The organism is Pseudarthrobacter sp. NPDC092424 (genome assembly GCF_044754925.1).
GTDB lineage: Bacteria > Actinomycetota > Actinomycetes > Actinomycetales > Micrococcaceae > Arthrobacter.
Map to the genome: position 1 here is coordinate 1 of NZ_JBIVQC010000001.1, position 12,085 is coordinate 12,085.

At 67.6% G+C, this 12,085-nt stretch carries 15 protein-coding genes; 10 read left to right on the forward strand and 5 right to left on the reverse strand.

Features of this window, described 5'->3' with window-relative positions; all coding sequences use genetic code 11:
• Positions 1–246: 246 nt before the first annotated feature.
• The 4 genes from trxA to ACIQCN_RS00020 all read right to left on the reverse strand — a co-directional run bounded on the left by trxA (position 247) and on the right by ACIQCN_RS00020 (position 2,581).
• Complete coding sequence (gene trxA, locus ACIQCN_RS00005) at positions 247–609, reverse strand: thioredoxin (protein ID WP_400608809.1); 363 nt, start codon at positions 607–609, stop codon at positions 247–249.
• A 56-nt stretch (positions 610–665) separates the two neighbouring features.
• On the reverse strand, positions 666–962 hold the full coding sequence (locus ACIQCN_RS00010) for a rhodanese-like domain-containing protein (protein WP_400608811.1): 297 nt from the start codon (positions 960–962) through the stop codon (positions 666–668).
• Between the two features lie 108 nt (positions 963–1,070).
• Positions 1,071–1,970, reverse strand: coding sequence for a sulfite exporter TauE/SafE family protein (locus ACIQCN_RS00015; RefSeq protein WP_400608812.1), 900 nt, complete (start codon positions 1,968–1,970; stop codon positions 1,071–1,073).
• On the reverse strand, positions 1,970–2,581 hold the full coding sequence (locus tag ACIQCN_RS00020) for a rhodanese-like domain-containing protein (protein WP_400604483.1): 612 nt from the start codon (positions 2,579–2,581) through the stop codon (positions 1,970–1,972). The genes ACIQCN_RS00015 and ACIQCN_RS00020 overlap by 1 nt, the downstream gene beginning before the upstream one ends.
• A 122-nt stretch (positions 2,582–2,703) precedes the next feature.
• Between ACIQCN_RS00020 and ACIQCN_RS00025 the strand changes: the two genes are divergently transcribed.
• Both ACIQCN_RS00025 and ACIQCN_RS00030 read left to right on the forward strand, forming a co-directional pair.
• Positions 2,704–2,961 (forward strand): metal-sensitive transcriptional regulator, encoded by a 258-nt coding sequence (locus ACIQCN_RS00025; protein ID WP_400604482.1) that lies wholly within the window; start codon positions 2,704–2,706, stop codon positions 2,959–2,961.
• 34 nt (positions 2,962–2,995) lie between these two features.
• The gene (locus tag ACIQCN_RS00030) at positions 2,996–3,412 is read left to right on the forward strand and encodes a DUF302 domain-containing protein (RefSeq protein WP_400604480.1); all 417 of its coding nucleotides are present in this window, start codon (positions 2,996–2,998) and stop codon (positions 3,410–3,412) included.
• Between the two features lie 79 nt (positions 3,413–3,491).
• On the opposite strand, the gene ACIQCN_RS00035 is transcribed toward ACIQCN_RS00030, so the two are convergent.
• On the reverse strand, positions 3,492–4,685 hold the full coding sequence (locus tag ACIQCN_RS00035; RefSeq protein ID WP_400608814.1) for an ROK family protein: 1,194 nt from the start codon (positions 4,683–4,685) through the stop codon (positions 3,492–3,494).
• A gap of 95 nt (positions 4,686–4,780) precedes the next feature.
• On the opposite strand from ACIQCN_RS00035, the gene ACIQCN_RS00040 reads away from it, so the two are divergent.
• From ACIQCN_RS00040 to ACIQCN_RS00075, 8 genes are all read left to right on the forward strand, one after another.
• Positions 4,781–6,496, forward strand: a complete 1,716-nt coding sequence (locus ACIQCN_RS00040; RefSeq protein WP_400608816.1) for a glycoside hydrolase family 13 protein — start codon at positions 4,781–4,783, stop codon at positions 6,494–6,496.
• An 11-nt stretch (positions 6,497–6,507) separates the two neighbouring features.
• Entirely contained in the window at positions 6,508–7,449 is a 942-nt protein-coding gene (locus ACIQCN_RS00045) for an aldo/keto reductase family oxidoreductase (RefSeq protein ID WP_400608818.1), read from the forward strand.
• Positions 7,450–7,567: 118 nt separating this feature from the next.
• Positions 7,568–8,431 carry an HpcH/HpaI aldolase/citrate lyase family protein gene (locus tag ACIQCN_RS00050; protein WP_400604474.1) on the forward strand — a complete coding sequence of 288 codons (864 nt, stop codon included), beginning with the start codon at positions 7,568–7,570 and terminating at the stop codon, positions 8,429–8,431.
• A 23-nt stretch (positions 8,432–8,454) separates the two neighbouring features.
• Positions 8,455–8,679: a DUF3188 domain-containing protein gene (locus ACIQCN_RS00055; RefSeq protein WP_400608820.1), complete on the forward strand. Its 225-nt coding sequence runs from the start codon at positions 8,455–8,457 to the stop codon at positions 8,677–8,679.
• Between the two features lie 49 nt (positions 8,680–8,728).
• Entirely contained in the window at positions 8,729–9,190 is a 462-nt protein-coding gene (locus ACIQCN_RS00060) for a MaoC family dehydratase N-terminal domain-containing protein (RefSeq protein ID WP_400608821.1), read from the forward strand.
• 2 nt (positions 9,191–9,192) lie between these two features.
• Positions 9,193–9,630, forward strand: coding sequence for a MaoC family dehydratase (locus ACIQCN_RS00065; protein WP_400608823.1), 438 nt, complete (start codon positions 9,193–9,195; stop codon positions 9,628–9,630).
• Between the two features lie 10 nt (positions 9,631–9,640).
• Positions 9,641–10,921, forward strand: a complete 1,281-nt coding sequence (locus tag ACIQCN_RS00070; protein WP_400604468.1) for an MFS transporter — start codon at positions 9,641–9,643, stop codon at positions 10,919–10,921.
• A gap of 22 nt (positions 10,922–10,943) precedes the next feature.
• A complete protein-coding gene (locus ACIQCN_RS00075; RefSeq protein ID WP_400608825.1) occupies positions 10,944–12,011 on the forward strand; it encodes a UDP-N-acetylmuramate dehydrogenase in 1,068 nt (355 codons plus the stop codon).
• Positions 12,012–12,085: the final 74 nt, after the last annotated feature.

Sequence of the window (12,085 nt, forward strand, 5' to 3'; positions counted from 1 at the left end):
TAGACCGCGATGTCGCGGCGGCCGTCGACAACAACGGCAGTGCCGTTGGCCTGGCAGCCGATGAAGTAGCTGGCCTGGGCGAGGTCTTCGTCGTAAATGCGCTCGATAAGCATGTGGTGCTCTCCTTAGTTGAAAGGGAATTGATTGTTGTTCTGCATCAAGTATAGATACCCCGGGGGGTATCTCGCAACGGGGGCGCTGCCTAAGGCGATTTCCTGTCGCGCAGCTTTGGCAGGCCCGAGGGACTCAGGCGTGCTGGCGGCCTGTGTCGGCGCGGACCTTGTCCATGTCCAGGCTCTTGACGGCCTGGATAACTTCTTCCAGGCCGGTGGCGTTGAGGGCCCCGGGTTGGGAGAACACGAGGGTCTTGTCCTTGAAGGCCATCAGTGTGGGGATGGAGGTGATGTTCGCTGCTGCGGCAAGGGCCTGCTGGGCTTCGGTGTCCACCTTGGCGAAGGTGATATCCGGGTGGCGTTCGGCCGCGTTCCCGTAAGTGGGGGCGAACATGCGGCAGGGGCCGCACCAGGCTGCCCAGAAGTCAACGAAGACGATGCCGTTGTTCTCCAGGGTCTCAGCGAAGCTCTGTTCCGTGACGTCGATGGTTGCCATGGTCTTTCGTGTCCTTTCGGGTGTTGTCTTGGGTGGAAGGCGGCGAAGTGTCGGCCTCAGGTGGTGGGCAGGCCGGCGCGGGTCCATGCGATCATTCCGCCTGCCATGGTGTCCGCCGAAAAGCCGGCGCCGTTGAGGGCGTCTGCGACGCGGGCTGAACGGTTGCCGCTGCGGCAGACCGCGATGACCGGGACTGCCGGATCCAGTTCGGACAGGCGTGCCTGCAGTTGGCCCATGGGGATGTGCAGGGCGCCTGGGATCATTCCTTCGGCCACCTCGAAGTCCTCACGGACGTCCAGGATGCGCGCGGTGGAGCGCCGTTGTTCGGTTTCGGTGACGGTGATTTCAGGCACTGGGGTTCTCCTTCGAATTGTTCTGGGCTGTGGTTAGCGGACTGAAGGCCTGCTTCAGGGAGCTGATGAAACCCGCGATTGTTCTCCTTGGTTATTGCGGGTGGTGATTCAGGCGGGAGAGGGGACGCTGCTGCGCCGCCTGCTCCGTTTGCGCAGGGGGCAGGAGCTGATGAAGAGCCAGCAGACGCCGGCGGTGGCTGCCGCCAGGGCTGCGACTCCGGCGGCAATGAACCATTGAAGGTCTGCCGGAGCCTGCTGGATAAGGACGAAGGTTCCCATGGCCAGTACGAACCAGCCGAATGCCTTGCGCAGGGCGGCCTCCGGGATACGGCCGGCCAGTTTGGACCCGGCCAGCGTGCCCGCGATGGCGGCTGCGGTCACGCCAAGGGTGATGCCCCAGTCGAGCTGCACGGTGGTGAGGTATCCGGCGAGTCCTGCGAAGGACTTCATGGCGATGACCACCAGCGAAGTGCCCACGGCAACGGACATCGGCAGGCCGCCCAGGAGTGCCAATGCAGGGACCACGAGGAATCCGCCGCCGGCGCCGACCAGGCCGGTGACCAGTCCAACGACGGCCCCGTCCAGCAGCACCCTGCCAAGGGGCAGTTCGTGCCTGGCGGGTGCGGCGCCGTCGTCGTTCTTCTTCCTCCGGCCCCGGAGCATGGCCGCTGAGGTGGCCACCATCATCGCCGCGAAGGCGATAAGCAGGATCTGGCCGGGGATGTGCCCGCCGAGGAGGCCGCCGACGAAAGCGCCGGCCATGCCGGCCGCGCCGAAGATCAGGCCGGTCCGCCACATCACCCTGCCGCCGCGGGCATGGCTGAGTACGCTGACCGCGGAGGTGACGCCGACCACGAACAGGGAGGCTGCGATGGCTTCCTTGGGCTCGAATCCGGCCACGTAGACCAGGATCGGGACGGTCAGGATGGATCCGCCGCCGCCCAGGACGCCGAGCGAGAGCCCGATGACCACCGAGAGCGCAAGAACGAGCAGCAGGGTGGCGCTCATTATGCCGCGGCTTCCGTGTTGGCAGCAGGGAGGGCGAGGATGGCGCTTTCGCGGGTGGGTTCCTTGGCGGCCTTGTTCCACGGCATGGCCGAGATGGCCTTGCCCATCGCGCAGGTATTCGTGGCCGCCGAGAACGTCAGGCCCGTCCCGATCAACCCGGCAAGGGTCCGGATCTTGGGGGAGACAAACCTTCCGCCGGCCAGGCCCAGCACCACCAGGGAACCGGCCACAAGGCGAACCTGCCGTTCAAGGTCCCAGCGGTCCTTGCCCTTGACCACGTCGCCGCCCGCAGCGGCGAACCCGGGTGCCCCGCCGGCAAGGACATAGGCGGTGTCGATCCCGGCCTTGGCCAGGCGCTGGCGGGCCTGCTCGGCGCGCACGCCGGACTGGCACACCAGGACCACGCGGGAGCCCAGTCGGGCGGCGAGTTCATCGGTGTGCTCGGCCAGCAGCGGAAGGGGCACGTTGTAGGAGCCCCGGATGTGCATGGATTCGAACTCCGCGGCGGAGCGCACATCAATGACGACAAGGTCCTTGTGCTGTTCGATCCAGGCGCGCAGGGTCTCGGGCGCAAGGGCGGTAACGGCTGAAGTCGTGGAAGGGGAAGTCATTGCTGGCCTCTCGTAGGGGATGGCTGGATACCCCACCGAGTATTGCAGATACCCCTGGGGGTAGTCAAAACACCCTCAGGGGTATAAAGTGGATGCAAGCCCCCGATAGTTGGAGAAACCCCGTGGAACTCAATTCCTCAGAACTCACCCCCGTCATCAACCGTTTGAAGCGCGCCCAGGGCCAGCTGGCGGCTGTAACCCGGATGCTGGAAGAAGGCCGGGACTGCAAGGACGTTGTCACCCAGCTCGCTGCGGTGTCGAAGGCGCTGGACCGGGCAGGGTTCGCCATCATCGCCACGGGTCTGGAGCAGTGCATTGTCCAGCAGGATGCAACGATGGATAAGAAGGATCTGGAGAAACTGTTCCTTTCCCTCGCGTAATCAGGCCTGGTGCCGGGCAGCCCAAAGGAGAACCATGACGTACACCCTGACCACCGCCGTCAACCTTCCATGGGCTGAAGCCTTGGACCGCACCCGGGACGCCCTGTCGGCCCAGGGCTTCGGAATCCTCACCGAGATCAATGTCCGTTCCACCTTCGAGGCCAAGCTTGGTGCCGAGGCTGCGGAGGCCGTCGGCGATTACGTGATTCTTGGCGCCTGTAACCCGGGCCTCGCCAGTCGCGCCATCGCCGCCGAGCCGGAAATCGGCGCACTCCTGCCCTGCAACGTCGTGGTGCGCCGCGGCAAGGAGGCGGACGTGACCACGGTGGAGGCCATCGACCCCCAGACAATGGTCCAGCTCAGCGATGCCCTCTCGGTCAAAGAAGTGGCCGACGATGCCGGCGACCGCCTCCGGAAGGCCCTTGCCGAAATTGGGGAAGCGGGCCGGTAGGGATGTCCGTTTAGGCGTCGGCCCAACAGATGCCCCGTTGGCGTCCTGTGCAGTCCCGCCCATTTGCGGAACGGGCCGGTTAGCGGTTCAGGTCCACGTCCAGCGAGTTGGCTTCCACATAGTCCAAGGCCCGCCGTACCGCGCCGGCGGCCACAATGGCGTCGCCCAGCGGTGAGGCCTCCACCCGCGGTGGCGTGGCGGTGAACTCCGTGAGGCGGCTCCGGATGTCCGGGAGCATTGGCCCCGCCGAGCGCGCCACCCCGCCGCCGATAACCACCAGTTCGGGATTCAGCATGGTGGCCACGGTGCCGATGATCCGGGCCATCCTGTCGGCCAGCCGGCCCCGGATGCTCCTTGCGACGGCGTCGCCCGCAGCGGCAGCGGCGAACACGTCCTCCGCCGCCATGCTGCCGGCCGGGATGTCCCGGAGTGCTGTGGCCGCGTCCCCGGCAAGTGCCTCTGCGGCCCAGGCCCGGGCCAGGTGCGCGATGCCGAAGGTGTCGCCGACGCCCTCCACCAATTCCAGGTAGGCCAGCTCGCCGGCGCTGCCGCGGCTGCCGTGGACCAGCCGGCCGCCCTCCACCACGCCCGAGCCCAGGCGCTCGCTGGCCAGGATCACCACGACGTCGTCCACGCCGGCCGCGGTGCCGCGCCATCGTTCGCCGAGGGCCGCGAGGTTCGCGTCGTTTTCCAGCAGTACGATCCAGCCGTGCCGGTCGTGCAGTGCCGTCCTCAGTCCAATGTCGAACAGGCCCCAGAACTCCTGCGTCGCCAGCACGTTTCCATGCCGGTCCACTGGCGCGGCCACGCCGGCGCAGACGGCCAACACTTCCTTCGGGTCCGCGCCCGCCTCGCCGAGGGCGGCCAGCGCGACGTCCTCGATGACGGCCAGGCGCCCGGCGGCACCGCCGGATGCAGCGAACGGGCGGCTGGCCCGGCCAATGGTGGTGCCGCGCAGGTCGGAGACCTCCACGGAAGCCTTCGCGTAGCCGATGTCCAAGCCAAGGACGACGCCGGCGCGTTCGTTCAGCTCGAAGCGCCGGGCCGGGCGGCCCTTCTGGGCGGTGCCTGCCGCCTTGTGGCTTTCCAGCTCCCGGATCCAGCCGCGCTCCATGAGGTCTTCACATACGGCGATGCCCGTGGCGCGGGTCAATCCGGTGGCGGCCATGACCTCGGTGACGGTCACCGCATGTGAGGCGCGCATGAACTCCAGGACCGCGCCCGCGCTGACCCGGCGGAGCAGGCCGGGGGTGGCCGGGATCCAGTCGGGCATGCTGTTGACCTTTCTGCGGGCCGGGCCAGATAATGTGGAAGGTATTAAATATAGAATCAATATAAATATAACCACACCCACGAAAAGGATCAGCCTTGTCCACCACTGCCACCTTGGCAACCCTGTCCGATTCCGACCGCCTGGCCGACCCCAACTGGTGGCGTCAGGCCTCCGTCTACCAGATCTACCCGCGGAGTTTCTCGGACTCCAACGGGGACGGCATCGGCGACCTCAAAGGCATCACCGCAAAGGTTCCATACCTGAAATCCCTTGGGATCGACGCCGTGTGGCTGAGCCCGTTCTACCCGTCGGCGCTCGCCGACGGCGGCTATGACGTGGACGACTACCGGGACGTGGACCCGAAGCTCGGGACGCTGGCCGACTTCGACGAAATGGCCAAGGCCCTGCACGCCGCCGGCATCAAGCTGATCGCGGACATCGTGCCCAACCACTCGTCGGACCGCCACGAGTGGTTCAAGGAGGCGCTGGCGTCCCCCAAGGGATCCCCGGCCCGCGACCGCTACATTTTCCGGGACGGGAAGGGCCCCAACGGTGAGTTCCCGCCGTCGGACTGGGACTCCGTGTTCGGCGGTCCGGCCTGGGAGCGCATTACGGAGCCGGACGGCACTCCGGGCCAGTGGTACATGCATATTTTCGCCAAGGAACAGCCGGACCTGAACTGGGCCAACCGCGAGATCCGCGACGACTTCCTCAAGACCCTGCGCTTCTGGTCGGACCGGGGCGTGGACGGATTCCGGGTTGACGTGGCGCACGCGCTGACCAAGGACCTCACCGAGCCGCTGCTGTCCAAGCTGGAACTGAGCGCCGCCAACACCGGCGTGGACGGTTTCGACGACGGCTCCCACCCGTTCTGGGACCGTGACGAGGTCCACGAGATCTACACCGAGTGGCGCGAGGTCTTCAACGAGTACAACCCTCCGCGCACCGCGGTGGCCGAGGCCTGGGTGCATGCTTCCCGCCGCGCCCGGTACGCCAGCCCCGAGGGCCTGGGCCAGGCGTTCAACTTCGACCTGCTGCAGGCCGATTTCGACGCCGCCGAATACAAGGAGATCATCACCCGCAACCTCGCCGAAGCCGCCGCCACCGGAGCCTCCTCCACCTGGGTGTTTTCCAACCACGACGTGGTCCGGCACGCCACCCGCTACGGGCTGCCCCAGGTCTCCAAGGCGAAGGCCGGCACCAAGGGCCAGGACGGCAAGGACTGGCTGCTGGCTGGCGGGCCCGCGGACCAGCTGGACGCAGAACTCGGGGAACGCCGTGCCCGTGCAGCCACGCTGCTGATGCTGGCCGTTCCCGGTTCTGCCTACCTCTATCAGGGTGAAGAGCTGGGCCTCCAGGAAGTGGCTGACATCCCCGAATCGGAACGCCAGGACCCCTCCTTCTTCCGCAACCGGGGAGTGGAAGTGGGCCGGGACGGCTGCCGTGTACCGCTGCCGTGGAAGGTTGAAGGACCCTCCTTTGGATTCGGTGACGGCGGCGCGCACCTGCCGCAGCCGGAGTGGTTCAGCAAGTACGCGGTGGAGGCACAGGACGGCACGGAGGGTTCCACCCTGGAGCTCTACCGGGCCGCCCTGAAGCTCCGCCGCGAACTGCAGACCGGTGAGGAGCTCACCTGGCACGAAGCCGCCAGCCCGGAGGTCCTGCACTTCAGCCGCCCCAACGGCTGGCAGTCCGTGACCAACTTCGGGGACACCGCCGTCGAACTTCCTGCCGGCACCGTCCTGATCAGCAGCGCCCCGCTGGAAGGCGGCACCCTGCCTGCCAACACCACGGCCTGGCTGCGCGGCTAGGGCCCGGGGCGATGCAGGAACTGATCTATGGCTGCATGGGCCTGGGCGGCAGCTGGTCCGACGAACCGCACGGCAGCGACCACGTCGATGAGGCCGCCGCCGCCGTCGACGCCGCACTGGACGCCGGAATCACGCTCTTCGACCACGCGGATATCTACCGCAACGGCAAGTCGGAGGCGGTGTTTGGCGAGGTCCTGGCCGCCCGGCCGGGGCTGCGGGACCGCATCCGGCTGCAGACCAAATGCGGCATCCGGCTTAGCGAACCCGGGATACCCGGACACTACGACCTGAGCCGGGACGCCATCCTGGAGCGGGTCAATGCCAGCCTCAAGCGGCTGCGGACGGACTACGTGGACATCCTCCTCCTGCACCGCCCGGATCCGCTGGCGGACCCCGCGGAGGTGGCCGGCGCCGTCGGCCACCTCATGGCGGAAGGCAAGGTCCGGCAACTGGGCGTGTCCAACATGTCCGCCGCGCAGATCGAGGTGCTGCAGGACCAGTTGGAGACGCCCGTGGTGGCCAACCAGCTGGAAATGAGCCTGTTGAAGAGGGCATGGCTGGAGAGCCACGTGCTGGTAAACCACTCCGAGCACCTGGACTACAGCTTCCCGCATGGCACCGTGGAGCACTGCATCCGGAACGGCATCACGCTTCAGGCCTACGGGTCGCTGGCCCGCGGGCTATACACGGGCGCCGAACCGGACAGTCCGTCATCCGCCGAAACCGCCACCTCTGAACTGGTGGCCAGGCTGGCTGCGGACTACGGCACCTCGGGTGAAGCCGTCCTGCTGGGCTGGCTGATGAAGCACCCGGCGGGGATCGCGCCCGTGATTGGGACGGTCAACCCCGGGCGGATCCGGGCCTGCCGGGACGCCGGCCGGGTGGCGCAGGCCATGACCCGGGCCGAGTGGTACCAGCTGTGGGTCACGGCGCGGGGGAGCAACATCCCCTGACCGGCGCTGACCGGCGCTGACCGGGCGGGTGGCCAAAGTGGGCTTTAAGTTCTTATTGGTCCCCGCCCGGCGGCCGTTTTCTTGGCACTGCCGGTCTCCGGCCAGATACGGTAGGAACATGACGTCTACCATCGCCGCCGAGACCGTAAGGCCGGAACGCAATATCCCCGCAGAAATCGCCCGCTCCTGGCTCCTCGTGAACGCCATGAAGACGGAACTGTTCGACCAGTCGGCAGTGTCCCGCGCGGACTCGATCATCCTGGATATTGAAGATGCCGTAGACCCGTCCCAGAAGGACCAGGCCCGCGGCCACGTGGTGGACTGGCTGACGGCCGGCGGCAAGGCATGGGTCCGCATCAATGACGCCACCAGCCCGTTCTGGGCCGATGACCTCGCGGGCCTGCGCGGCACCCCGGGCCTGCTGGGCGTCATGCTCGCCAAGACTGAATCCGCGGACCAGGTCACCGAGAGCTTTCACCGCATGGACGGCAAAACCCCAGTGATCCCGCTGGTGGAATCCGCCTTGGGCATCGAAGAAGCCAACCACATCGCCAAGGCCCAGGGCGCCTTCCGCCTGGCCTTCGGCTCAGGCGACTTCCGCCGCGACACCGGCATGGCTGCCACTCCGGAGGCAATGGCCTACCCCCGCGCCAAGCTGGTCGTTGCCAGCCGCGTGGGCAACCTGCCGGGCCCCATCGACGGTCCCACCGTGGGCACCAACCACCCCATCCTGCGCGAGCAGACCGGCATCACCGTGATGATGGGCATGACCGGCAAACTCTGCCTTGCCATCGACCAGACCCCGGTGATCAACGAAGTCATCAGCCCCACGCCCTCTGACGTCGCCTGGGCCACGGACTTCATGAACGACTTCGAAGCCAATGGCCGCGTCATCCGCGACGGCTCCGACCTGCCACGCCTGGGCCGCGCCGAGAAGATCATGAAGCTCGCAGTGGCATTTGGAGTGAAGCCGGCGCTGTAGGCCCCGGCCGGTAGACTGTCACGGTGCTGAACGAATTCTGGGCCACCGCTCCAACCCGCTACAAAGTCCTGGTCTTCAGCGCAATGGGGCTTATCGGCGTCGGAATCATCCTGAGCCTGGTGGGCAACGCCGGCGGCAACCAGGCCTTGGCCATGGTGTCCCTGCCGCTCATCGGACTGGGCCTGGTGCTGCACATCGTGGGCCTCGTGGTGCGGGGCCAGGCCATCCGGAAGAACCTTCGCCGGTAGTTCCGCCTGTCTTTCCTGCAGGCCTGCGGCGGGCGATAGTCTTGAGGCCATGACTATCAATCCGGACCTGCAGGGCCGCAGCTACCCTGCCGCAGAGGTGTACGACGTTGGCCGCGAGAAGATCCGCGAGTTCGCCCGCGCCGTCAAAGCCATCCACCCTGCGCACTTCGACGTCGAGGCCGCCAGGGCCCTGGGCCACGCGGACCTCGTGGCGCCGCCCACGTTCGCCATCATCGTCGCCCAGCGCGCCGACGCCCAGCTGATCGAAGACCCGGAAGCCGGCATCGACTTCTCCCGTGTGGTCCACGCGGACCAGCGCTTCACGCACCACCGGCCCATCCTGGCCGGTGACCGCCTGGTGGCCGAGCTGCATGTGGACGGGGTCCGGGCCATGGGCGGCGGAGCCATGCTCACCACCCGCTCGGAGATCTACGCGCTGGGTGAGGGCGACTCCCGGCAGCATGTCACCACCACCACGTCATCCATCCTGGTCCGCGGAGAGGGACAGTAGCCATGAGCCCCACCTTCAACGAACTTAGCGCCGGCCAGGAGATCGGCAGCCGCACCGTCGAGGTCACCCGCACGGACCTGGTCAAGTATGCCGGCGCCTCAGGGGATTTCAACCCCATCCACTGGAACGAGGCTTTCGCCACCAGCGTGGAATTGCCCGGCGTGATCGCGCACGGCATGTTCACCATGGGAGCAGCCGTCCAGCTGGTGACTGACTGGGCAGGCGACCCCGCCGCCGTCGTCGATTTCCAGACGCGTTTCACCAAGCCGGTACTGGTCACGGACACCACCGGAACACCGGATCCCGGCGCCACCATCGAGGTCAGCGGCACCATTGGAAAGCTCGACGCCGATGCGGGCACCGCGCGCGTTGACCTCACCGTGGTTTCCGGCGGACAGAAGGTCCTGATGAAGGCCCAGGCCCTCGTCAGGGTCTCCTGAGCCTCCTCCCATGACCGCCCGGACCGGCGTCAGGCCTTCCGCCGTCGAGGTAACGCAATGGCGCAACGCCGTGGTGGTGGCCTATGCGGCAAGTGGCATCGCGTTTGCGTCCTGGGTGTCCCGGCTTCCGGCGATCCGGGACGGGCTGGGCCTGACTCCGGCGAACGTTGGGCTGCTGCTGCTCTGCATGACGGTGGGGTCGTTCCTGTCCGTCTCCGCCTCCGGTCTGATCGTGCTGCGGCTCGGCTCGCGGCGGACCATCCGGACCGGAAGCATCATGGTGGGCGTGGGCCTGGCTGTTGCCGGCTTCGGCACGTCGGTCCTGGTCAGCCCCCTGGCAACGGCGGTCGGCCTGGCCATCATCGGCCTGGGCACCGCCAGCTGGAACACCGCCTCCAATGTGGAGGGCGCCGCAGTGGAGCGAGCCGTGGGCCGGCACATCATGCCGCGGCTGCATGGCTCGTTCAGCATCGGAACGGTGGCAGGTGCCGGCCTGGGGGCGTGGGCCGCCGCAGTTTCCATCCCAGTGTTCTGGCACCTCGCCGCAGCCGGTGCCTTGGTAGCCGTTTCGGTGACGACGGCGGCGGCCCGGTTCCGCGCGGACCTCACCCCGCACGGGGGCGAACGCAGTTACGCGCCGGATGCGTTCGGCGACCCTTCCACCGGGCCCATCCCCGTCATCCCGCCCGGCGGGGCAGCGGCCGGCGAGGAGCCGCTGGACAACAAGCGCAAGGTCGCCCAGGCCTGGCGTGACCGCCGCACCGTGCTCCTCGGTGTCCTGGTGCTGGGCCTGGCCCTCGCCGAGGGTGCCGCGGGCGACTGGGTGGCGCTGGCCCTTGCGGACGGGCACGGGCAGAGCGACGCCGCGGGTGCGGCCGGCTACGGCCTGTTCGTGTCGTTCATGACAGTCGGCCGCTTTGCCGGAACCGCGGTCCTGGACCGCTACGGCCGGGTGCCGGTCATGCGGTGGTGCGCGGCCATGGCCGTCCTGGGCCTGGGCCTGTTCGTCTTCGCCCCGGAGCCCTGGGTGGCTTACGCGGGTCTCGCTGTGTGGGGGCTCGGCGCATCCCTGGGCTTCCCGGTGGGGATGTCCGCAGCCGCCGACGATCCCGCCAAGGCCGCCGCCCGGGTCTCTGTGGTGTCCACCATCGGGTACGGTGCATTCCTGTGCGGGCCGCCGCTGCTGGGCCTGCTGGCCGAACATGTTGGCATTCTGCACTCGCTCCTGGCCGTCATGGTCATGCTGGTGGTCAGCTTCCTGCTCTCGCCGGTGGCCCGGAAGGTTACCTAGTTTTCCCTAGTATTGTGGCAGGGTGACACCCACGATGCTCTCCCAGCTCACCACGTCCGCCGTCGGCGGCCCCGCCGGCGCCTACATTGCGGCCCGGACCGAGGCTGAAATCATCGACGCCCTCCGTTCCGCGGACGCGGCAGGGGAGCAGGTCCTCATCATCAGCGGCGGCTCCAACCTGCTGATTTCCGACGACGGGTTCCCCGGTACCGTAGTCCGCATCGCTTCCGAGGGGCTCACCGTCAACGCGGAAGACTCCTGCGGCGGGGTCTCCGTTGTAGCACAGGCGGGCCACAACTGGGACGCCCTCGTGGAGCATGCCGTCCGACATGCCTGGTCCGGGCTTGAGGCGCTCTCCGGCATCCCCGGTTCAACGGGTGCTACGCCGGTCCAGAACGTGGGTGCCTACGGCGCGGACGTTTCCCAGACCATTGCCTCTGTCCGTACCTGGGACCGGCAGCGGAACGCCGTGCGGACGTTCACCAACTCCGAGCTCAAGTTCGGATACCGCGACTCCATCCTGAAGCAGACCACCGTCAACGGCTCGCCGCGCTACGTGGTGCTGACCGTGGAGTTCCAGTTGCCGCTTGGCCGGATGAGCGCGCCCATCCGCTACGCCGAACTGGCGCGCTCCCTGGGGGTCGAGCCGGGCAAGCGGGCATACGCCAACGATGTCCGCCGTGAAGTGCTGCGCCTGCGTGCCTCCAAAGGCATGGTGCTGGATGCCCGGGACCGGGACACCTACTCGACGGGTTCGTTTTTCACCAACCCGGTGGTGGCTGCGGATGTTGCTGCCACCCTTCCCGAGGGTGCTCCACGGTACCCGGCGGGTGAGGAAGGGCTCGTGAAGCTCTCTGCGGCGTGGCTGATCGACCAGGCCGGCTTCGGCAAGGGCTACGGGCTGGAACCGGACAGCGTCTCCGGGGGCCGCGCGTCGCTCTCCACCAAGCACACCCTCGCCATTACCAACCGCGGCTCAGCCAGCGCCGCGGACATGCTGTCCGTCGCGCGGGAGGTGCGTGCCGGCGTCGAGCGCCGTTTTGGCATTCTCCTGCACCCCGAACCGCTGCTGATCGGACTGGAGCTCTGACCCCGCCCTATAACCGGCCCGCCCCAACATAACCGGCGTCGGCGGACACCGCTTATGCTGCCCCGGGCCGCCCA